This window comes from Tellurirhabdus rosea, assembly GCF_026278345.1.
Taxonomy (GTDB): Bacteria; Bacteroidota; Bacteroidia; order Cytophagales; family Spirosomataceae; genus Tellurirhabdus; species Tellurirhabdus rosea.
The window spans coordinates 62,285-84,709 of the sequence record NZ_CP111085.1; the positions used below are offsets into that span (position 1 = coordinate 62,285).

The window sequence follows — 22,425 nt, forward strand, 5'->3', positions numbered from 1 at the left end:
GAGTTTTCGGCCGCAAACGTATAGCGTTTTAGCCGGAACGCGGAGTGGCGCGGAGAAGGCCGGAGTCAGCAGCGCCGTTTTTCAAAAAACCCGGCCAATCCCCGCCCGCTCCTCGCCACTCCGCAGACCCGTCAGGCTTTACAGCAACCCCTGAAATTCCTCTTCCGAAATCATCGGCACGCCCAGTTGCTCGGCCTTCGAAATCTTGGACGGACCGGGGTTTTCGCCCACAATGAGGTAGTTCAGTTTTTTGGAAACGCTGCTGACGAGCTTCCCCCCATTGGCCGCGATTTTCTCCTCCAGCGCCTCCCGGCTGAAGTTCGCGAACGTGCCCGTGTAGAGGAACGTCTTGCCTGCCAGCGCGCTTCCCTCCTGCTCGATCACCTTGCGTTCGCCTTCCATCTGGAGCCCCGCCAGTCGCAGGCGTTCGATGAAGACCCGGTTATCCGCGTCGGCAAACCAGTCGACCAGGCTCTGGGCGATGCGCGGCCCGACCTCCGGAGCGGCCGTGAGGGCTTCCAGCGGAGCGGCGGCGATGGCGTCTATGCTGCCGAAATAGTCCACCAGTTTCTCGGCGGTGGTCAGGCCCACGTAACGGATGCCGAGAGCAAACAGCACGTTGGCAAACGGCTGGGCTTTCGAGCGTTCGATGGCCGTCAGGATGTTGTCCACCGTTTTCTGGCGGAAGCTGACCACGCGTTTCTTGCCCGTCTCCTGGTCGTGGTAAGCTTTTTCCAGGCCAAGCAGTTTTTCGGCCGTCAGTTCGTACAAATCCGCCGGGCTCTGCACCAGTTCCCGATCAATCAGCAATTCAATTTTCCCTTCACCAAGACTCTCGATGTTCATGGCCCGGCGCTGAATGAAGTGCTCGAAACGGGCCTGCCGCTGGGGCGGGCAGAACTTTTCGTTGGGGCAGTAAAAGTGCGCTTCGCCTTCGCGCCGGTACAGTTCCGTCTGGCAGGCGGGGCAGTGGGTCGGGTAGATGATGGGCTGGCTGAGGGCGGTCCGTTTGTCGGTGTCCACGCCGGTCACTTTCGGAATGATCTCGCCGCCTTTTTCGATAAAGACCGTATCGTGCAGCATCACGCCCAGCCGCTGGATTTCGTTGGCGTTGTGGAGCGAAGCCCGTTTCACCACGGTTCCGGCCAGCAGCACCGGTTTCAGCAGGGCCACGGGCGTGACGGCTCCCGTCCGGCCTACCTGGTACTGAATGCCGTCCAGCGTGGTGCTGGCCGCGAGGGCCTTGTATTTGTAGGCAATCGCCCAGCGCGGGCTTTTGGCCGTGTAGCCGAGCTGCCGCTGCTGCTCGTAGCGGTTGACCTTGATGACGATGCCGTCGGTACCCAGCGGCAGGTCGAAGCGGCGCGTGTCCCATTCGTCGATAAAGGCCATCACTTCGCTTAGGCTGCGGCATTTGCGCCAGGTGTCCGACACGTTGAAGCCCCAGGCTTTCATCGCGTTCAGGCTTTCTTCGTGGGTCTGGAAGATGTCCGGCTCGCTCAGGAAAGAATACAGGTAGCAATCGAGCCGACGGCTGGCGACCACGGCCGAATCCTGCATCTTGAAGGTACCCGAAGCGGCGTTGCGGGGGTTGGCCAGCAGCGGTTCGCCGATATCCTCCCGCTCTTTGTTAATGCGCTCGAACTCGGCCAGCGGCAGGAATCCTTCGCCCCGCACCTCAAAAAGCGCCGGAACGTTCGGGCCTTTCACCCGCAGCGGCAGGGTCCGGATGGTGCGGATGTTGGGCGTAATCTCGTCGCCCCGCACGCCGTCGCCGCGGGTGGCGCCCTGGACGAGAAGCCCGTTTTCGTAGGTCATGCTCAGGGCCACTCCGTCAAATTTTAACTCGCAGATGTATTCCACCTCGGCCCCGTCGAGCCCTTTCCGGACGCGGGTGTCGAACTCCGCCAGCTCGGCTTCGGAGTAGGTATTGCCCAGCGAAAGCATGGGAAAGCGGTGGAAGACCGTCGGAAATTCCTTCGAAACGGTGCCGCCCACGCGCAGGGTCGGGCTGTCCGGCCGGCGCAGGTCGGGGTACTGCTGCTCCAGGGTCGTAAGTTCTTCAAGCAGACGGTCGAAGGTAAAATCGTCTACTTCCGAAACGCTGTTCTGGTAATATTGATGATTGTAATGGTTCAGTAAATCGGTCAGTTCGTTGATTCGCTGTTCGGGATTCATTGGCAATACGGGTCTGGACGGGGTTGGCTCCGCTTAACGTTTTGAACAAAAGAAAAAGACGCCGCTACGGGGCGTAAACCCCCGGCACCGGGTGCTTTGTTTTGGATGCAATCATACTAAATCCTATCCGGAGTGTAACCACAGTCCGGACATTTCTGTAATTTTGAACCCGGCATAAAATACCTTTCCTTTGTTTTTTCGTTACGTGCTCCATTTATGAAATACCCCCTGATTGCACCCTCGGTTCTGGCGGCCGACTTTGCCAACCTTCAACGCGAAGTGGAAATGCTCAACGACAGTCCCGCCGACTGGATTCACGTGGATGTGATGGATGGAGTGTTCGTTCCCAATATTTCCTTTGGACTGCCGGTCTGCGAAGCCATTCACCGCCATGCCCGCAAGCCCCTCGACGTTCACCTGATGATCATGCAGCCGGAGCGGTATCTGGAGGCGTTTGCCAAAGCCGGTGCCGCCAGCCTTACGGTTCATCTGGAAGCCAGTCCTCACCTCCACCGCACGCTGTCCCAGATTCGCGAACTGGGCTGCAGGGCCGGGGTTGCCCTCAATCCGCATACGCCCGTCTGGCTGCTGGAAAACGTCCTCCACCAGCTCGACCTCGTGCTGCTGATGTCGGTCAATCCGGGTTTTGGCGGGCAGGAATTTATTGAACAGACCTACCGTAAAACGACCGAACTGCGGCGCATGCTCCAGTCGGCGGGCAGTGCTGCCCTGATTGAAATTGACGGAGGCGTAAGCAACCAGAATGCCGGGGCGCTGGTCGAAGCCGGAGCGACGGTCCTTGTGGCCGGTAGTTCGGTCTTCAAAGCCGACTCCCCCGCGGAGGCCATCGGGCAGCTCAAATCTGCCGGTCGCCAACCCGTAGCTTAACGTACTCAACTCCTACGAAGCCATTTCCCGAATGAAACGATCGAACGGAATAGTATTGGGTCTGCTCATAACGGCCGGAGTCACCTCCTGCTGGAAGTCTCAATCCGACAATAACACCGACACTACCACTTCGTCCACCACTCACCCGACCGATTCGGCCTCCACCGTCGCCCGGATGCGGCAGCCTGCCTCGCCGGACTGGGCCAAAAACGCCACGATTTACGAAGTCAATCTGCGGCAGTTCGCCGAAAAAGAGCCCCTCAAAGCGCTGGAATCCCAGCTGACCCGGCTCAAGGAAATGGGCGTGGACGTGCTCTGGCTGATGCCGGTTTTTCCGATCGGGGCCGAAAAGCGCAAAGGCACGCTGGGCAACCCGTATGCGGTCCGGAACTACCGCGCAATCAATCCGGAGTACGGCACGGATGCCGACTTCCGGACCCTCGTCCAGCGCGCCCACGACCTGGGCATGCGGATTATCCTCGACTGGCCGCTCAACCATACGGCCTGGGACCATCCGTGGGTCAGCCAGCATCCCGACTGGTACACCCGGATCAACGGCCGCATCATCTCGCCGGTCGACGAAGAGGGTGAATCCAGCAACTGGACCGACGTGGCGGACCTTAACTACGACAATCTGGAACTGCGGCAGCACATGCTGGCGGAGATGAAATACTGGGTGAAAGAATACGATGTGGACGGCTTCCGCTGCGAAGTGGCCAGCATGGTTCCCGACGAGTTCTGGGCCGAAGTCCGCCCGACGCTAGACTCGGTGAAGACCGTTTTCATGCTCGCCGAATCCGAAGACGACCCGTCGCATTTCCGGCTGGGCTTCAACGCCAACTACGGCTGGAGCACCCACTGGCTCATGCGCGAAATCTCCAGGGGCCGCCGCAAAGCCTCCGACCTCGACTCCCTGCTGGATGCCAACCGCCGCAAGTTTCCGTCATGGTACTACCAGATGCATTTTATCCAGAACCACGACGAAAACACCTGGGCCGGTACCACGACGGAATTGTTCGGGCAGAGTGCCGATGCCTTCTCGGTGCTGACGTTCACCTTCGACGGCATGCCGCTGGTCTACAACGGCATGGAATCGAAGCTGAGCAAGCGGCTGAAGATGTACGAAAAAGACCCCATCTACTGGGGAAATTACGGCAAACAGGATTTTTACAAAACCCTCCTCACGCTGAAGCACCGCAACCGGGCCCTGTGGAATGGTCCGGCGGGCGGTCCGCTGGTGAAACTGGCAACCACCCGCGACGACAAGGTGTACGCCTTCCACCGGCAGAAGGACGGCGACATGATCACGGTGGTGGTCAACCTCAGCCCCGAGCCGCAGACCATCCAGCTCACCGGCGACGGGTTCGAGGGCATGTATACCGAGGTTTTCAGCCGCCAGCCAACCGAGCTTCGCAATGCCATGACGTTTGCCCTCAAACCGTGGGAATACAAGGTTTTTACCAACTAACAATTACGAATTGCGAAATTACGTTATCCTTCGGAAGGGCCGCTTACGTGGCCTTCCGGCCCGTTTATGAATTACGAATATGAACCGTAATTCGTAATTTGTAATTCGCAATTCAATCCTGGTCCAAATGTTTCGCCTGCTATTCCTGGCTTCCACTTTTTTCGTTTCCCAGTCTTCCTTTGGCCAGAGTGTGCTCTGGGCCAGTTCGGTGGCGGGTGTGTCCTCCGAGGCGAAGGGCGAACCCAACACCCAGCAGTATCGGGCCAGTCAGGCGCTGGGCATGCCCAACCGGCTCCCCGGAGCGGGCGACAATCCGTGTGCCTGGGCTCCCCTGTACCCGGAAGGGCTGAACGAGGAATACATTTCCCTGCGCTACGAAAAAACCATTCCGATCCGGCAGATCGCCATCTTTGAAAGCGGGGCGCCGGGAGCCGTTTCGCAGGTGCTGGTATCGAGCGGACAGGGCCGGGAAACGGTGGTCTACAAGGCAGCATCGAATACACCGACCCCAAACCCGCTGCTGATCTTTCCCGAAGGCGAAATTTCGGGCAATATCGTCAAGGTGGTGCTCAATCCGTCCCGGGTGAAGGGGGCCAACATGATCGACGCCGTCGGCATTTCCTCCGAAAAACAACCCATCAGCATCGGCATCAACGTCGCCAAAGACGCGCCCAAAGACGTCGTGAAGGAAAACCTCGGTCGGCTGGTCAACTCTAAAGGGCAGGAAGTGGCCCCGGTCATCTCTCCCGACGGCCGGACGCTGTATTTCACCCGCGGCGAACACCCCGGCAACGTGGGCGGCCCCTCCCGGCAGGACGTGTGGTATTCGCGGCTCGAAGCCGGCGGCACCTGGAGCGAAGCGGTCAACATCGGGACGCCCATCAACGGCCCCGGTGACAACGCCATCAGCGGCATTTCCGCCGACGGCAAAACGCTTTACCTCGTCAATGTGCCGCTTCCGGACGGAGGAACGCGCTTTGGCTTTTCGCGTTCGGGCCGGGGGCCCAACGGCTGGTCGTTTCCGGCCGAAATGAAGGTTCAGAACAATTACAACAAGCATAAGGACATGTACACGGAATTTACCGTTTCGGCCGACGGGCGGACGATGGTGCTTTCCGTGCAGCGCAACGATTCGCAGGGCGACAAAGACCTGTACGTTTCGTTTGTGCGCAGCGACCTGACCTGGAGCGAACCCAAGTCCCTCGGTACCAAACTGAACACGGCGGATTACGAAGGTGCGCCGTTTCTGGCCGCCGACGGCAAAACGCTCTATTTCACTTCCTCCGGCCGCCCCGAGTACGGCAAAGGCGATATTTTCGTCACCCGCCGCCTCGACGACACCTGGCTGAACTGGTCGGAGCCGGAGAACCTGGGACCGGCCATCAACACGCCGGAATGGGACGGGTACATCACGATTCCCGCCGCCGGCGATTATGCCTACACCAGCTCCGTGCAGAATTCGCTGGGCGAGGAAGACATCTTCCGGTTCAAACTTCCGGCCTCCACCAAACCCGAGCCCGTGGCGATTTTCTCCGGGCAGGTGATCGACTCGCAGAGCAAGCGGCCGGTACCGGCGACGATCCGCGTCCGGCAGGCCGAAAAAGAAGCGGAGTTTGCCCGGATGGACTACGAGCCCACCACCGGCGACTTTAAACTGGTGCTGCCCACTCAAAAGATTTACCAGCTGACCGCCAGTCGGGAAGGCTACTTCGCCACCACCGAAACGGTTGATCTGCAAAAGGAAAAACGGTACCGCGAAATCCGGAAGGTCATTTCCCTTTTCCCGATAAAGGCGGGGCAGAAGGTCATCCTGCGGGAAGTACTTTTTGAGCAGAGCAAGCCCGTTCTGCTGCCCGGTTCCGAAGAAGAGCTGAATCGCCTCGTGGATATTCTGAAACAGTATCCGCAGATGGAAATTCTGGTGGAAGGCCATACCGACAACCAGGGCGACTGGAACCTGAACATGAAGCTTTCGGAAGACCGGGTTCGCACCGTGAAGAGCTACCTGGCCGACAAAGGCGTGGCCGACTCGCGGGTTCAGACAAAAGCGTGGGGTCCCAGCAAGCCCATTGCCAGCAACGAAACGGAAGAAAAACGCCGCCTGAACCGGAGAGTAGAATTTACAATTCTTAAACTGTAAGAACGGGAAAAAGCCTTTAATTTTACGGCTAATGTATGTACTAGCTGCCTGTCTTTGGCCCGTTGAATGTCTTTAACAACAAATAATCTCCGTAACGTCCTTTTTCTTTCCGGTATCCTCCTTCTCACCTTTGCCCTCCGGGTTTACCGGGTCGGGACGTACGGAATCTTTTTCGACGAGAAATCCACACTGCTCATTAGCCAGGGCGTCTGTCTGGAAGCAGCCAACCAGAAAGAGGTTTTTACCAAGACGTATTTTACGCCGAAAGAATTCTGGGCGGAGAAGGACCTGGGCGACTTTATCGAGGCCAACATCCGCGGCGACATCGGCAACAGCCCGGCCTACTACGGGGTGCTGTGGCTCTGGATTCAGCTTTTCGGACTGGACGATACGGCCCTGCGGATGCTTTCCGTGGTGTTCAGTACGCTGACCATTCCGCTGCTTTACGTGTTTGTCCGGCGGCATTTCCGGTCCGATACGCTGGCCCTGATTACGGCCGCCATTGCCGCCATCGAGCCGTTTTTTGTGGCCTACAGCCACATGGCCCGCAATTATTCCATGACGTTCTTCCTGACGCTGCTGTCCACGCACCTGTTTCTGCTGCTGCTGGAAGAAAAGCACCGGCGCTCCTGGGGACTTTACGCGGGCTACGGTCTGACGGTCGTGGCCTCCATCCTGTCGCACTACCTGACCGTCACGGTTTTTCTCTGCCATGCCCTGTACATGCTGCTGTACGTCCGCCGCACCCGCATCTGGGTCGGGCTGTCGATTACGGCGGTGCTGGCGCTGGGGCTGGTTTCGCTCTGGTTTCTGTTCGGCGGCGGGAAGTACACGTTTTTCACGCTGGATTATCAGGCTAAATTTTACCGGCAGTTTGCGCTGACCAACCCCTACAACAACGGTTTTGGCCTCATTCTGCCCGCTACCGTCGGCAATGTGCTGAAGCGTTCGCTGCCCATCTGGACCGATCTGGTGTTTTTCACGAACGGTCTGGGCGCCAATCTGCTGGGTTACCGCAATGCGCTGGTGGCGGTCGTGAGCGGGCTGGCGGCGACGTTTTTTATCCACCGGAACTGGCAGGTAACCAATCCGTCCGGGTTCGGAAAAGCGGCCGTGGCCCTCTGCCTGTTGCTGCCGCTGCCGGTGTACACGCTCAACCGGGGCCATTTTCTGGTTTTTTCGGCGGCCATTCCCCTGTATTATCTGCTGGCCCGGACGCTGCTGGAAGAGCACAACCGGGAAGCCCGGCGGCGGATCGTGTTCCTGCTGATCCTGTCGACCGTCCCGACGCTTTTTCTGCTCCTGATGGCGTTTCGCTCCGGCCATACCTACGGCATTACCCAGCGGTATTCGGGCTTTTCGTTCCCCTACGCTACCATTCTGGTGGCGATGACCTTCCGGAAACTGGCTTCGCTGAAGCCCTGGCTCAGCCTGCCGCTGGCGGGGGCGATGGTCGTGCAGGTCTTTTTCATCGGCCTGCTGCTGCACCGGATTTACGGCGATTCGGACCCGAAGTACACGTATTTCGGGCACCCCCGCGCCGCCAACCCGATGCTGCGGGCCGCCCACCGGATTCAGGAACTTTATCAGCCCGGCGATACGATTGTGTACCCGAATTTCCGCCGGAAAGAATATACGGAGATCGACAAAAACAACCTGCCGGTCTCGGTGCTCGACGCCCAGCTGGTAAACGTCTACCTGCCCAAAGAGGCGGAGTATCTCCAGCGGATCGACCCCCGGGAGCAGGATAAGATTGTCCTGGTTCGGGGTCGGACGGGGGATAAAATCACTATCTTTGATTTTCAGGGTACAACCTACAGGTACTGAAATTAGTCGTTTACGCTTCGTCACCAGGCACGTATGGCTCAATTATTGCAAAGTGTCTGACGACTGGCGGCTAACGGCTGTTGACCGGCAAAAAGCATTATGATGAATTCAATGGATTACCCGGTTCTCTCGGGTCAGCTGCGGTTGAAGGTTCTGGAGCTTTATCACAAAGCCCACGCGGGGCATATCGGCTGTTCGCTGAGTTGTCTGGATCTGATGGCGGCGACCCTCATCCTGCGGAAACGCGAAAACGATTCATTCCTGCTCTCGAAAGGGCATGCGGCGGCGGCCCTGTACGTCTGTCTGCACCACCTGGGTGAGATTTCGGACGAGCAGATCGATACCTATTATAAAAACGGCACCACCCTGCCGGCGCACCCCGCTCCCAACAAGCACAAGGGCATTCCCTTCGCCACGGGTTCGCTGGGCCACGGCCTTCCGATTGCCGCCGGCATTGCCCACGCCGCCAAACTTCAGCAAAGCGACGACCGGGTTTTTGTCCTGCTCTCGGACGGGGAAACCAACGAAGGCACCACCTGGGAAGCGGCGCACTATGCCCTCCAGAACGGCCTCGACAACCTGATCATGCTGATCGACAAAAACGGCCTTCAGGGCTTCGGCAACACCACGGAGGTGCTCGGCGATACAGCTTCCGTAGAAAAATGGCAGGCTATCGGGTTCGAGACCGTGGAGGTAGACGGGCACAACATCGAGGCGCTGCTGGAGGCCGTCGACACGGTCAGTGCCCGCCGCAACGGCCGCCCGAAGCTCATCATCGGCCATACCATCAAAGGAAAAGGCGTTTCGTATATGGAAAACCGGCTCGAATGGCACTACCTGCCCATGTCCGAGCAGCAGTACGAAGAAGCCTGTCATAACATCCGCGACCGCTATTTTACTTTCACCCCAGCCCCGGTGAATGGGGTATATGCCGCCCTCTAAGCTCCCGCCGGGGAGATTGGACGTATCAGAAATCATGTCTCAACCAAGTACACCGCTTACCGATAAAATCTTACAGCTGAAAGGGCCCATCTTTGTTTTTGGAGCCAGTGGTTTTATCGGTGCCAACCTGTTCGAACAGCTTTTCCGGGTGCGGAAAGACTGTTACGCACTTACCCACGACGCCACCAAAGCCTGGCGTCTGAAGCTGCTCGACGTTCCTTCCGAAAATGTGGTTCACTGCGACATTGTTTCGGGCAACTCGGTCCGGGAAGTGTTTGAACGTTACAAACCGGGGACGATTTTCAACCTGGCGGCCTACGGGGCGTACAGCAAGCAGAAAAACGTCAACCTGATCTACGACACCAACGTCACGGGTACGGTCAACATCCTGGAGCACTGCTCGCCGGAAACCGCCTACATCCACGCCGGCAGCAGCTCGGAGTACGGCTTCAACTGCACGGCCCCGAAAGAAACGGACCGCGTCGAGCCGAACAGCCATTATGCCGTCTCGAAAGTATCGGCGGCCTACATGCTCGAATACTACGCCCGCGTTCACGGCCTGCGCACGCTGAACCTGCGGCTCTATTCCATCTACGGCGGCTGGGAAGAACCCGACCGGCTCATTCCCCGCCTGGTCGAGGAAGCCCGGAAAGGAAGCCTGCCCCCGCTGGTTTCGCCCGACATCAGCCGCGACTTCGTTTACATCGACGACTGCGTGGACGCCTTCGTGCAGGCCGCCCTCCGGGTGGACAAAACCATCAGCGGCCGCTCGTACAACATCGCTACCGGCCGCAAAACCACCATGCGCGAACTGGTGGACGTGTCCATTCAGGAATTCGGCATTCCGAAAACGCCCGTCTGGGGCAGCATGGGCAACCGGCAGTGGGACCTCTCCGACTGGTACGGCGACCCGGCAGCCGCCCGCGAGGACCTCGGCTGGGAAGCGCATACGCCGCTGGCCGAAGGACTGCGCCGCACCGCCGACTGGCAGGACGGACACGACTATACCGGCCGGATTATTCCCGCCTTCCAGAATCCGACGCTGAACCCGGTCATTACGGCCATCATCGCCTGTTACAAAGACGCCCAGGCGATTCCGTACATGTACGACCGGCTGGTAAAAACCTTCAACGAAATGAAGGTGCGGTACGAAATTATTTTTGTCAACGATAACTCCCCGGACAACACGGAGGAAGTGCTCCAGCCGATCTGCGACAAAGACCCGAACGTCATTGCCATTACCCACTCCCGGAATTTCGGCTCCCAGTCGGCCTTCCTGAGCGGGATGGAAATTTCGACCGGCGATGCGGTGGTGCTCATGGACGGTGACCTGCAGGACCCGCCGGAGATTATTCCGCAGTTTTTCGAGAAATGGCAGCAGGGATTCGACGTGGTTTACGGCGTTCGGGTTCAGCGCGAAATGCCGCCCCACGTGCACTTTTTCTACCGGACCTTCTACCGGATTTTCCGCAAAACGTCGTATATCAACATTCCCGTCGATGCCGGGGATTTCTCGATGATCGACCGGAAGGTGGTTCGGGAACTGGTCTCGCTGCCCGAAACGGAGCAGTTCCTGCGGGGGCTGCGCGCCTGGGTCGGCTTCAAGCAGACGGGCGTCAACTACGTAAGGCCGGAGCGGATGTTCGGCGTCTCAACCAACAACTGGACGAAAAACATCTGGTGGGCCAAGAAGGCCATTTTCTCCTTCAGCTTCGCCCCGCTGGAACTGATGTCCTACGCCGGGTTTATCCTGACAGGCCTTTCGGTGCTGGGTATTCTGTACCAGATCATCGCCCGCCTGTTCAACTTCGACCCCAACACCCCGTACGGCATCTCGACGGTCATTGTGCTGATTATGTTCTTCGGCGGCATCAACCTGCTGGGCGTTTCGTTCCTCGGGGAATACGTGGCGAAGATTTTTGAAGAAACGAAGAAACGGCCGAAATTCATCCGGACCAAAGTGCGGAAAGGACCCCGGACCTACAAAACGTCCTCGGAAATCCGGGCGTTTGCCGAAGCTCGGACGACGAAGTAAGCGGCGTCAGGGGAACATTCATAAACAGACTAACATACGGGCTAAAGCCCGCAGATACAGATGCGAAAGGAATTTTCAGCGGTTATCGAACGACTGGCGAAGGAAGACGAAAGCCTCGTCTTCATCACCGGCGACCTGGGCTACAACGCCCTGGAGAACGTCCGCGATGTGATGGGCCCGCGCTTCATCAACGCCGGAGTCGCCGAACAGAACATGGTCGGTGTGGCGGCGGGTATGGCGTATAAAGGATACAAAGTGTTCTGCTACAGTATTGCCCCGTTTGCGGTTTACCGTTGTCTGGAACAGTTCCGGAACGATGTCTGCCTGCACAATCTGCCGGTATTCCTCGTCGGCAACGGCGGCGGCTACGGGTACGGCATCATGGGGTCCACGCACCACGCGATTGAAGACCTGGCCTGCCTCAGCGGTCTGCAAAATGTAAAAACGTGGATTCCGGCCTTCGCCGACGAGGTGGAGACCGTGGTGGAAACGATGGTGGCGGAAGGCCGCCCGGCTTACCTGCGTCTGGGTGCCGGGCCGAAAACGCCCGAAGGGGCTCAGGCCATCGGCTCGTTCCGCAAGGTACGCAGCAGCGAAGCGCCGAAAGGCACCGTCGTAGCCCTCGGCCCCGTGGCGGCCAACGTCCTGAAGGCGCTGGAAAGCTCGGAGCAGCTGGGCAGCCAGTTCGATGTGTACACCGCCCTGAATCTCCCGCCCGACCTGCCGACCGAACTGGTACAGCAGTGGGGCAGCACGGGCAATCTGCTCGTCGTGGAGGAGCACGTCAGCATCGGCGGACTGGCGCAGCAGCTTTCGGTCAGGCTGCTCGAAAACGGCGCTTCGTTCCGGAACTTTACGAGTCTGGCGGCCCAGGGCTACCCGGACGGGCTTTACGGCGACCAGAGCTACCACCAGCGGCAGTCAGGTCTGGACGCGGCCAACATCCAGGCTCGTCTGGAAGCGTTTTTGACGAATTGACCCCACCCTGTCAGCGGTCGGCAAGACCCTGACAGGGTGGACCAGGTTCATTTCCAACTGCTGGCCCGGTTTAATCAGCACATTCCACCCCCTGTCGTCGGTCGGCAAGACCCTGTCAGGGGGCGAGGTCTGTACCCATCGCGATCCGGGTTAAAGAGTTGAGACTAACCCTGCCAGCGGCCTAAAAGACCCTGACAGGGTTTAATCAGTTTAGTATGAACCCTATCAGCGGTCTAAAAGACCCTGGCAGGGTTGGCGACCTATCCAAACAAATGGCAGTGACACCCGACCCAACCGCGTTTTCCGGTAAGATAAAAGGACGCACCCTCACCACCCGTTCCCTTTCTACAGGCAGCGGCGGGCTTTCCTATATCCTGCTGGCTCTCCCGGTGCTCGTTTTTGGAGCGGTGTTCTTCCGGTATGCCCTCGATATTGCCAAATGGGATGACCACGTCCTGAAGGTTTTTCTGCTCAATTTCGAAAAAGCCGACACCTTCTTCGGCAAAGTGGATGCCATCGTCCGGCAGCACAACGAACACCGGATCATTCTGGATCGGCTGGCCGCCGGCCTGGATTTTCTTCTCTTCGGAAAACTGAACTACGTTCACCTGATGGTCGTCGGAAATCTGACACTGGTCGGGTTGCTGATCCTTTTTGCCCGGGCGCTCCGGCGGGCCGGACTGGCGTTATGGACGGCCCTGCCCGTTTCGCTCCTGCTGTTCAACCTGTCGCACTGGGAAAACATGTACTGGGGCATGGCGGCGCTTCAGAATTTCTCGGTGGTCTTTCTGGTGGTGACCGCCCTCTACCGTTTTGCGTTCCGCCCGTCGCTCGACTGGCAGACGGTCGTACTGGCCCTGCTTGCCACGGCTACCAGCGGAAACGGACTGGTTATCTGGCCGCTCGGCCTGGGCCTGCTGCTGCTCAAAAAAGACTTTCCCGGCACGATGCGGTGGCTGCTGGCCGCCGTTCTCTGCATCCGGATTTACTTTGTAGGATACCAGAAACCACCGGGTAATCCGCCGCCCAAAGGGTCGCTGGCGGAGGTGCTTGAGGGCTGGCTGGCCTTCAACGGGGCAGGCGCGGAAGCGTTTCCGTTTGGTAATCCGTACACGCTCAGTCTGGGGCTCGGGGCGGCCTTAACCGCCCTGACCGTGCTGCTGCTGCTCATCCGGCTCCGGCAGTTTCTGCGGGGGCGCGTCCTTTCCGGCTGGGACCTTCTCTTTCTGGGAGTGGGCAGCTTCGTTCTGGGCACGGGCCTTATTGTGGCCTACTCCCGGGCTGGTTTCGGACTCGAAACGCTGATTACCAGCCGTTACAAGATTTATTCCCTGCTCCTGCTGGCGCTGACCGGTACGTACGTCGCCGCCGAGTTTTTCCGAAAAAAAGCGGGACTGGTTTCGCTGGCGATGATTGGCTTCTCCTTTCTGCTGGCGCTTTTTTCCTACAGCTCTTACCTGGACGATACGGTCTTCCTGCGTAAGTACCTGTCCACGATGCAGTTTAACTGGACGTACACGCAGAATCGGCCCGTTTCCACTATCGACGCGACGACCCGCCGCCTCGTCAACCCGGCGCCGGCCTTCTACGATGCCTGCCTTCCGGAGCTGTTCACTGCCTGGAAAAACGAGCCAACCGCCTCCCTCGATACGCTGATTATTGCCAACAGAACGTTTACTTTGCAGTCGGCTACGAGTCCGGCCCTGGGTGTCCGGGACGAGGGAGCTTACCTTTTGGCCCGTTCCGCGCAACGGATTTACCTGCTCCCCACCCGCCAGAACCTGTCCGGAAGTCGCCGGGCCTGGTTGCAGCCGGGGCGGATTTTCGGACCGGGTTTTACGGCCCAGATTACCGAAGCCGAACTGGATAAAGGCCGCTACGATCTGGCGGTCCTGCTCGTGGAGGCGAACGGCCGCTGCCGTCTGCAGCCCACCGGAAAGGTGATTACCTCTTCGGGCCAGAAGAACGAGATTGAGAAAAACTGGTAGCCGCCACACCGTCTGCCATAACCCGAAACGAATGTCCCTGCGAACTATTCTTGCCGGTTTAGTCCTGCTGCTTCCCTTTGTTATTGTTACCGGGGCGGTAGTGACTTATGCCGTCAACCTGCCCTACTGGGACGATTACATGATTCAGGACCATCTGCTGCTCCTGAAAAATACGCCCGGAACGGGCCGGAAGCTGGCGCGGCTCTTTGACCAGCACTGGGAACACCGCATTGTCTGGACCCGCAGCCTTTTTTTCCTGTATTATAAACTGGCCGGACAACTCAATTTTTACGGCCTGACCCTGATCGGTGTCCTGGGTCTCTTTGCGACGGTGGGCGTGCTGGGGCTGGCGTTCCGGCGAACCGGTCTGCCGCTGTTCTATTTTCTGCCGGTGCCCTTTCTGCTGCTTACGCTGCAATCGCACGAGAACCTGATCTGGGCGATGGCCTCCCTTCAGAACTTCTACATTCTGGCCTTTGCGCTCGGGGCTTTTTACCTGCTGGCTCTTGGCGGGCGTCCGGCCTTCCTCGGGGCGCTGGCGCTGGCGGTGATGGCCTCCTTTACGAGCGGAAACGGGTTTCTGGTCTTTGCCTCAGGCACCGTCGTTCTTCTCTGGCGTCGGCAGGGCATCCGGATGCTGGGCTGGCTGAGCGTCGGTTTCCTGTGTGTACTGGGGTATTTTGCCAATTACAGCCGGGTGAGCTTCTTTCCCTCCGCCTTTCTGTTTGGCTTCGGCGAATGGGTCAAGGCCTTTTTTGTCTTCTTCGGCGCTTTTCTGGACACGTTTCCATATACCAAACCGTACAACCTTGGCTACGAAAATCCGCTCTGGCTGGCCTTTCTGGGTGGGTTGATCGGGGTGGGTTTTGCTCTTTTTCACCTCCTCCGCCTGTTGCTGACCAGCCGGACGATTGCCGAACGCCACGCCTCGGGCGCTTTCTGGAATACGTTCTTTGTCGGCACCACGCTGTTTCTGCTCGGCACGGCCGCCATGACCGTCTACGCCCGCGTTGGGTTCGGCGGGGCCGGATACCTCTTGCAGGGACGGTACAAAGTTTACTCCCCGCTGTTTTTGAGCGTCTGTTACCTGTATTTCGTCTGGCTATACCGGAGAAGTCCTCACCTGCGGCGGAACTGGCTGGTGGCCATGCTGGTTGTTGTGCCGGTAAGCCTGTATGCGGATTACCAGTGCCTCGACGGACTCATCAACCAGCGCCGAAAAGCAGTAGCCACGTTTCTGACCTGGCAGATGCAGACCCCGGCACCCGTGCGGGAACAGGTCGGACTTGTTTTTAAAGACGTCAAGGAGTTGCCGCTCCCGGTGGATACCGCGCAGCTTTGCCGGGGTGCCGGGCCCGTCAGCGAGCGGATTGACCGGATTGGCGAAGAAAAATATTTCTTCAATCTGACCCGGTTCAGGGCCAAAAACAGCACGTTGACCCGCCCGGACGACGGGTCGTACATCGTCCTGATCGGCAGGGACAGTACGTATGTTGTAGCGGCCCGACCGCTGAGACCGTATTCGGTTCCCGAACCCGTGCCGTCGTCCGGTTACTACACGGATGTTTTTCAGGCGCAGATTTCCAAGGAGTTTGTGCGACCGGGCCGGTACCGAATGGGAATCCTGACGTACGAAAAAGGGGCCGTCCGGTTCGGGATGACGCCGCAGATTCTTCATCAAACCACACAACTTTGACTTCCATGTCCGTTCCAACGACCATACAGACTTCCCATACCGAAAAAAACTACCTTGCCCAGCTCGACGGACTGCGGTTTGTCGCCGTGACGCTGGTCATGCTGGACCACTGGCTGGGCGAGCGGGTGCGGCTGCCGCTGGGCTACTTTGGGGTCAATCTGTTTTTTGTGCTGAGCGGCTTTCTGATTACCCGCATCCTGCTGCACAGCAAGACCAAAGACCGGAAGCTGGAACGGGGCCACGGACATTCCCTGAAGCAATTTTACATCCGCCGCAGTCTCCGGATTTTTCCCATTTATTACCTGACTCTCTTTGTGCTGGCGGCGGTGAGTTTCCCGGCCGTGCGGGAGTATCTGGTCTGGTTTCTGACTTACACCCAGAACATCTGGATTGCCCTGCATCAAACCTGGTTCGGGGCGGTGGACCACCTGTGGTCGCTGGCCGTGGAGGAGCAGTTTTACATTTTTTTTCCGTTCCTGGTGTTTTACACGCCCGATCGCTACCTGCTCCGCATGCTGGGTCTGCTGGTCGCCATCGCGTTTTTGCTGCGCCTTTACCTGTTTCTGACCGGGGCGGCCTGGATGGTTCAGTTTGTGATGATGCCCACCTGTCTGGATGCCTTCGGCCTGGGCGGCGTGCTGGCCTGGCTGATGGTCAACCACCGCGACCGGTTCGAGAAGCTGGCCGGCAACGGCTGGCTGCTGGCGCTGAGCTTCGGGCTGTACGTCGCGGACCTGTACTTCCTCAAAACGCTGGAACCGGCCCGCAATCTGTTTACGGATGTAATGGACCGTTTTTTCACCTCCCTCTTCTGCTTTTTTCTGATCGGCGGCGCGGTAGTGGGCTACCGGGGCCTGACCCGGACCTTTCTGGAACATCCGCTTAGTAACTACCTGGGCCGAATTAGCTACGGTCTTTATCTTTTTCATAATATTGTATTCAATATCTACCACACCCCTTCCGATTACCCAACTGTCCGGGCCTGGAATCGCCTGGCGGCATTTCTGCCCGAGGGTCTGGTAAATCCCTATGTTCAGGTAATATTTTTTTACGGGCTTACTGTGACCCTGGCCGCGCTTTCGTGGTCTATAGTTGAGAAGCCGATCAATTCGCTGAAAGACCGCTTCGCGTACTGAGCTCGCCTGTTTCGTACGTCTAAAACTCACCGTTATGCAAAACTGAAAGGATTTTGCATTGCTTGATTTTAAACGATAACGTATTGAAACCCTATTTTGCTAACCGCCAGACTGGTGAAAACACCGGTCTGGTCGGTCGCGTAGCAGTAGCCGGCGTAGCGCTGAATTCGACATCTTTGCCAGAAGTTTCTGTCTGGCAATCTGCCGCCGCTCCCCGCCCCCGACTCCTTTCTCCAAAGCCGGTTCCCGCCCCAGGACCTACCTCCTACCTGACGCAACTCGACGGACTCCGGTTCGTGGCGGTGCTGCTGGTGCTGGTGGACCACTGGCTGGCGGAGCGCAACAAGCTGCCGCTGGGACCACTGGGCGTAACGATCTTCTTCGTACTCAGCGGCTTTCTGATTTCCCGGATTCTGCTCAGCAGCAAGGATAAACACGGCAAACGGCCAGGCGGCCTGGGTTTCTACCTCCGGACGTTTTACATCCGCCGCACCCTCCGGATTTTTCCGCTGTACTACCTCGTCATTCTCGCGCTGGCGCTGGCGCACATTCCGCCTGTCCGGGAAACGCTGGCCTGGAACCTGCTGTACGCCACCAATCTGTACATTGCCTCGCACCAGTCCTGGATGGGGAGCATCGACCACTTCTGGTCGCTGGCGGTGGAAGAGCAGGTTTATCTGTTCTTCCCGCTCCTGCTTTTCTTCGTGCCCCGCCGCCATGTGGTGCTGACGATGCTGCTGATGATTACCGGCGCGGTAGCCAGCCGTTACGTCCTGTTTGCCACCGGCCAGCCCTGGATGGTCGGCTACGTATCGACCATCTGCTGCCTGGATGCCTTCGGGCTGGGCGGCCTGCTGGCCTACCTGTTTCTGTACGAACGGGATCGGTTTGAGAAGCTGTTCCAGAACTCAGCGCTGGTGGTGGCGGCCCTGCTGGCTTTCGTGCTGGTGGTGGCCTATGCCAAAACGTACCCGGAGGTGCACAACATCCAGACCGAAGTGTGGGAGCGGCTGGCGGGTTCGGTGCTGGGTATGACGCTGGTCGGCCGGTCGGCGGTGGGCTTCACCGGCGGGGTGAAATGGCTTTTTGAACATGCGGTCTGCCGGTACCTGGGCCAGATCAGTTACGGGCTGTATATCTTCCACAATTTTGTGTTCAACGCCTACCACACCCCGGTCTCCCATCCGACGGTACAGCTCTGGAATCGGCTTGCGGCCCTGTTTCCTCCCGGCGCGGACCTGATGGTGGTCAAACTTTTCTTTTTGTTCGGCCTGACCACCCTGCTGGCGAGTGCGTCCTGGCACCTGTTCGAAAAGCCGATTAACTCTCTGAAAGACATATTTTCCTACTAAACGACTAGAACAGCCGTTTAATAAAGGAAAATCCCATATAATAATACTTCTAACAGCCCCCCCTGCTGAACAGGGCATTTTAAGTATCTTTGTTCGTAGGAAACTGTATCAATACGCCAGGCCGTGTTCTTTCACGACGATTGCTCCGGCCGGCAATAACGCTTTTGTTCCCGCAACATGAGTTTGAAACTCTCAATTGTGATGCCCGCTTACAACGAAGAAGAATGCATTCATATCGTTGTAGCGTCCTGGATTGACCTGCTCAACCGGCAGTTCCCGGCCCAGAATACCCGCCTGATCGTGGTCAACGACGGCTCCAAAGACCGCACGGGGGCAATTCTCGATAGTCTTAAGCCCCAGTATCCTGACAAACTGGAGGTGGTTCACCAGCCCAACGGCGGACACGGCAATGCCGTGGTGAACGGCTACAGGCGAGCAGTTGCGATGGAGTCGGAATACGTGTTCCAGACGGACAGCGACGACCAGTTCATTACCGACGATTTTGCCAAACTCTGGGAAAAACGGCATCAGTCCAAGTTTATTCTGGGCTACCGGGAAGAGCGTTACGACGCCCTGGCCCGTCTGGTCATCACGCGGATTCTGCGCATGAGCCTCTTTTTCATTTACGGGACGTACATCAAAGACAGCAATATTCCCTTCCGGCTCATCGAAGGCAACTACCTCCGGGCACTGCTGGCACAACTGCCCTCTCCTCCGCCGTTCGCTCCGAACATCTTCCTGGCGGTGATGGCGCGGAAAGCCGGTCAGAACACGTTCGATCTGCCGATTGTCCACAAGGAGCGGCAAACCGGCACGGTTTCGATCCTGAAATGGAAGCTGCTGAAAGTTTGCATGCAGAGCTTCCGTGAACTGGCCAGATTCCGGGTGGACCTGTCTTCCAAGGTGAAAGCCATCCGGGCCGCCGAGAAGAAACAGCCGGTTCGGGCTTAATCATTACCAATCCCAACACGGATTCAACGGATAAAACTGATTGGTACGGAGAATAAAATCCGGCCCCTTCTGTTTTATTGGTTAATCCGTGTTTTTATTTTCGACTTTTCTCCCACCAACGCACGGGTATGATTTCAAAACGTTTCTGGATCGGTCTGGGTCTGCTGGCTTTGCTGGCGGCGGGCTACTTCGGGTATCGCCGCTGGACGCAACCCATCCGGTCGACCTGGGAACTGATTCCGTCCGATGCGCTGGTGGTCATGGAAAGTCCGGTCCTGCAGGACACGGTTTCCAAAAAGGCCCGGCTCGGGCAAATGACGCTCCGTTACACGCCCGTTTTTCACGAAGCCGTGCAGGCCCTCGACCAGTTTGTCTGGACCCCGCTCGATACAGCCGACGCCCTCCGGTTTCTGCGCCGCAAACCAATCTGGTACTCCCTCCACCGCATCGCCCGGGACAAACTCGACTTCCTGTTTTACATTCCCATCCGGACGGCCGAAGACCGGGCTCTGGTCGACCGGCTTCTGAAACCCGACGCCGACCGCTTCCGGGTGCTGGCCCACCCCTACCAGGGCGAACGAATCCGGGAGCTGCTGACCGTCGGGAACCAGTCGCTGGGGTCATTTCTGGTCCTCGACGACTTTCTGGTGGGCAGCCCGTCAACGCTGCTTATCGAAAGCGTGGTCCGGCGGATTCACCAGCCGTTTGCCGAAACTCCGCTGCAGCGGGCCGATGTGAAACTCGTGCGGCCCCACACCCTCGGCGGCATGTACATCCGAAGCTCCGTTCTGGAATCCCTGCTGACGACGCCCGTCAGCCAAACCACCGACTGGCAGACCCGCTCCCTGCGGGCGTTTCTGCCCACCGAAATCAAGACGCAGTTCCGGGCCTCGGCCAACCGCACGCACCTGATCGGAACCTCGCGGGAAGACATCGGCACCCAGACGGCCCTGGCGCGCCTTTTTGCCGGGCAGACACCGGGTCGGATTGGCTGCGGGGCGCTCGTTCCGGAATCGGCCACCTCGCTTTTTCACATTGGCCTCACCGACGGCATGCGTTTCGGCGAAGCCCTGACACCCTTTATCAATTCGGAGGAAGATCCGACCTTTCGGCAGGGACGGCGGAAGCTGCGACCTCTGCTGCAAAAAAACGCCGCCAACGTCTACCGGTTTGTGGGTTCGGAAATTGCGCTGGTCCGGCTCGATGCGCCCTCGTCCGAGCGCCGGCTTGTGCTGCTGATTCGTTCGGAGAATCCCGAAAAACTGTCGGACCGCTACCAGCTGGCGTCTTTTCTGCTCAATGGCAGCAAGGCCGTGTCCAGCGCCCGCCCTTTTCTGAAACACAACCTCACCCGGATCACCACTCCCGACCTGCCCGCCTACCTCTTCGGAGGTCTGTTCCGGGGGTTTCCGACCAGCTGGGTCACGCAGGAAGGGCCGTATCTGGTCATCGCCAACAGCCAGGAAGTGATGCAGGAATACCTGCAGGCCCTGCGCGACGAACAGGTCTGGACCGCCAACCGCCGCCAGAGCGAATTGCTTTCGCAAACCCTGCGACCGGCGCATTTTACCGTTTTCACCCGCTTCGACCGGGCCGGGGAATCCATGAGCGCCAACTGGCCGCTGGCCTGGCAACGGCTGCTGAACCACGACGAAACGACGCTCGACAACGTCGAAAACCTGGTTTACCAGAGCAGTTACAGCCGCGACCACATTTACTCGACCATTGCCGTGGGCCGCACCACGCGGCGGGCCAGCGAAGCGGTCTTCAACCGGGTCTTTCTGCAGAAAAAAATTGAATTCAACGCCCCGCCGACCAGCACGCCGTTTGTCCTTGGGGACTTCGTCGGCGGAACGGGGTATCTGTGGGCCATCGACAACATCCGGCAGTTCGTCCAGATTACGCCGGAGGGCGAAAAGCAGATTTTGCCGGCGCTCGACGGCCCGGTACGCAGTTCGCTGGTTCCGGTCAATTACCTCGACAACGGTCGCCTGCAGTACGCCTTTACCACCGACCGCTCGCTGTACTTTGCCGACCCGGCCAACGGCCTCGTCAAATTCAGCTCCGTCCGGCTGCCCGAGGGTCTCGACCCTTCGACGCTGCGGGCCGTGCGTCACCCGAGTCTGCTGCTGCTAGCGGGCCACCGCGACGGCAGTGTTTACGGCTTCAGCAAGGCGGAGAAGCGGTTTACCCGGCAGTTTGCCGTCAACGCCAGCGGGGAGGGCCGTCCGCCGTTTCAGGCCGTCAGCCGGAGGCAGGCCCTGACCGTACTGTCCGTCCAGAAGGAAGGCCGGGTTTTTCTCTGGTACGAAAACGGCACCCGGGCCACAGGTTTTCCGGTTGATTTGAAGGCCGAAATGGTCGGTCCGGCCTTTATCGACAGCGGTTCTCCGGCCACGCTGACCACCATCACGCAGCAGGGCGAACTGGTGCGCATCGGCGAAGACGGGCAGGAAGCCGACCGGACGCAGTTGTACCGCCCCATCCGCCGCGGCTCGTTCCGACTGCTGCTGGAAGAGGGCCAGACGGACTACCTGCTGCTGCGGGCCACCGATACCGAAATTGCGGTGCTCGACCAGAACGGCAGGCAGTTGTTTGAGGTGCGGAGCCTCATTTCGGGGCAGACCACCATCCGTTATCACGCCCTGGATGCCGGTTTAAAGATAATTAGCGTAAAATCGGGTACCTTTACGACCCTGTACGACCTGGCGGGCCACCCCATCGGCGACCGGCCCATTCCGGCGCTTTATCCCGTAACCCTCCAGTATTCGGCCTCCCGGAACAAGCTGTTTGTCTACGGCAGCAGCGAAAAAGCGGTTCAGGTCTGGTCGATCAAACTCCGGTAA

The 22,425-nt window shown here is 58.7% G+C and carries 14 protein-coding genes; 13 read left to right on the forward strand and 1 reads right to left on the reverse strand.

All coding sequences use genetic code 11. From position 1 onward, the window contains the following. Window positions 1-138: 138 nt before the first annotated feature. The gene (ligA, locus tag ORG26_RS00300; protein ID WP_266366259.1) at window positions 139-2,178 is read right to left on the reverse strand and encodes an NAD-dependent DNA ligase LigA; all 2,040 of its coding nucleotides are present in this window, start codon (window positions 2,176-2,178) and stop codon (window positions 139-141) included. A 216-nt stretch (window positions 2,179-2,394) separates the two neighbouring features. Between ligA and rpe the strand changes: the two genes are divergently transcribed. The 13 genes from rpe (at window position 2,395) to ORG26_RS00365 (ending at window position 22,425) form a co-directional block, all read left to right on the forward strand. Further along, the gene (rpe, locus tag ORG26_RS00305; protein ID WP_266366260.1) at window positions 2,395-3,066 is read left to right on the forward strand and encodes a ribulose-phosphate 3-epimerase; all 672 of its coding nucleotides are present in this window, start codon (window positions 2,395-2,397) and stop codon (window positions 3,064-3,066) included. 31 nt (window positions 3,067-3,097) lie between these two features. Further along, entirely contained in the window at window positions 3,098-4,534 is a 1,437-nt protein-coding gene (locus ORG26_RS00310) for an alpha-amylase family glycosyl hydrolase (RefSeq protein ID WP_266366262.1), read from the forward strand. A 127-nt stretch (window positions 4,535-4,661) separates the two neighbouring features. Continuing rightward, window positions 4,662-6,674 carry an OmpA family protein gene (locus ORG26_RS00315; RefSeq protein ID WP_266366264.1) on the forward strand — a complete coding sequence of 671 codons (2,013 nt, stop codon included), beginning with the start codon at window positions 4,662-4,664 and terminating at the stop codon, window positions 6,672-6,674. A gap of 66 nt (window positions 6,675-6,740) precedes the next feature. Further along, window positions 6,741-8,501, forward strand: coding sequence for a glycosyltransferase family 39 protein (locus ORG26_RS00320; protein WP_266366266.1), 1,761 nt, complete (start codon window positions 6,741-6,743; stop codon window positions 8,499-8,501). A 99-nt stretch (window positions 8,502-8,600) separates the two neighbouring features. Then, the gene (locus ORG26_RS00325; RefSeq protein ID WP_266366268.1) at window positions 8,601-9,443 is read left to right on the forward strand and encodes a transketolase; all 843 of its coding nucleotides are present in this window, start codon (window positions 8,601-8,603) and stop codon (window positions 9,441-9,443) included. Window positions 9,444-9,477: 34 nt separating this feature from the next. Further along, window positions 9,478-11,478 carry an NAD-dependent epimerase/dehydratase family protein gene (locus tag ORG26_RS00330; RefSeq protein WP_266366270.1) on the forward strand — a complete coding sequence of 667 codons (2,001 nt, stop codon included), beginning with the start codon at window positions 9,478-9,480 and terminating at the stop codon, window positions 11,476-11,478. A 60-nt stretch (window positions 11,479-11,538) separates the two neighbouring features. Further along, on the forward strand, window positions 11,539-12,456 hold the full coding sequence (locus ORG26_RS00335; protein WP_266366272.1) for a transketolase family protein: 918 nt from the start codon (window positions 11,539-11,541) through the stop codon (window positions 12,454-12,456). A 272-nt stretch (window positions 12,457-12,728) separates the two neighbouring features. After that, window positions 12,729-14,444 carry a hypothetical protein gene (locus ORG26_RS00340; RefSeq protein ID WP_266366273.1) on the forward strand — a complete coding sequence of 572 codons (1,716 nt, stop codon included), beginning with the start codon at window positions 12,729-12,731 and terminating at the stop codon, window positions 14,442-14,444. A gap of 31 nt (window positions 14,445-14,475) precedes the next feature. Continuing rightward, entirely contained in the window at window positions 14,476-16,140 is a 1,665-nt protein-coding gene (locus ORG26_RS00345) for a hypothetical protein (RefSeq protein ID WP_266366275.1), read from the forward strand. Between the two features lie 5 nt (window positions 16,141-16,145). Beyond that, complete coding sequence (locus tag ORG26_RS00350) at window positions 16,146-17,276, forward strand: acyltransferase family protein (RefSeq protein ID WP_266366277.1); 1,131 nt, start codon at window positions 16,146-16,148, stop codon at window positions 17,274-17,276. 176 nt (window positions 17,277-17,452) lie between these two features. Next, window positions 17,453-18,628 (forward strand): acyltransferase family protein, encoded by a 1,176-nt coding sequence (locus tag ORG26_RS00355; RefSeq protein ID WP_266366279.1) that lies wholly within the window; start codon window positions 17,453-17,455, stop codon window positions 18,626-18,628. A 177-nt stretch (window positions 18,629-18,805) separates the two neighbouring features. Continuing rightward, complete coding sequence (locus ORG26_RS00360) at window positions 18,806-19,579, forward strand: glycosyltransferase family 2 protein (protein WP_266366281.1); 774 nt, start codon at window positions 18,806-18,808, stop codon at window positions 19,577-19,579. Between the two features lie 128 nt (window positions 19,580-19,707). Further along, window positions 19,708-22,425, forward strand: coding sequence for a hypothetical protein (locus ORG26_RS00365; protein ID WP_266366283.1), 2,718 nt, complete (start codon window positions 19,708-19,710; stop codon window positions 22,423-22,425).

Coding starts and splice junctions, on each gene's coding strand:
- ligA (WP_266366259.1), bottom strand. CDS start 2,178: ATGAATCCCGAACAGCGAATCAACGAACTGACCGATTTACTGAACCAT.
- rpe (WP_266366260.1), top strand. CDS start 2,395: ATGAAATACCCCCTGATTGCACCCTCGGTTCTGGCGGCCGACTTTGCC.
- ORG26_RS00310 (WP_266366262.1), top strand. CDS start 3,098: ATGAAACGATCGAACGGAATAGTATTGGGTCTGCTCATAACGGCCGGA.
- ORG26_RS00315 (WP_266366264.1), top strand. CDS start 4,662: ATGTTTCGCCTGCTATTCCTGGCTTCCACTTTTTTCGTTTCCCAGTCT.
- ORG26_RS00320 (WP_266366266.1), top strand. CDS start 6,741: ATGTCTTTAACAACAAATAATCTCCGTAACGTCCTTTTTCTTTCCGGT.
- ORG26_RS00325 (WP_266366268.1), top strand. CDS start 8,601: ATGATGAATTCAATGGATTACCCGGTTCTCTCGGGTCAGCTGCGGTTG.
- ORG26_RS00330 (WP_266366270.1), top strand. CDS start 9,478: ATGTCTCAACCAAGTACACCGCTTACCGATAAAATCTTACAGCTGAAA.
- ORG26_RS00335 (WP_266366272.1), top strand. CDS start 11,539: ATGCGAAAGGAATTTTCAGCGGTTATCGAACGACTGGCGAAGGAAGAC.
- ORG26_RS00340 (WP_266366273.1), top strand. CDS start 12,729: ATGGCAGTGACACCCGACCCAACCGCGTTTTCCGGTAAGATAAAAGGA.
- ORG26_RS00345 (WP_266366275.1), top strand. CDS start 14,476: ATGTCCCTGCGAACTATTCTTGCCGGTTTAGTCCTGCTGCTTCCCTTT.
- ORG26_RS00350 (WP_266366277.1), top strand. CDS start 16,146: ATGTCCGTTCCAACGACCATACAGACTTCCCATACCGAAAAAAACTAC.
- ORG26_RS00360 (WP_266366281.1), top strand. CDS start 18,806: ATGAGTTTGAAACTCTCAATTGTGATGCCCGCTTACAACGAAGAAGAA.
- ORG26_RS00365 (WP_266366283.1), top strand. CDS start 19,708: ATGATTTCAAAACGTTTCTGGATCGGTCTGGGTCTGCTGGCTTTGCTG.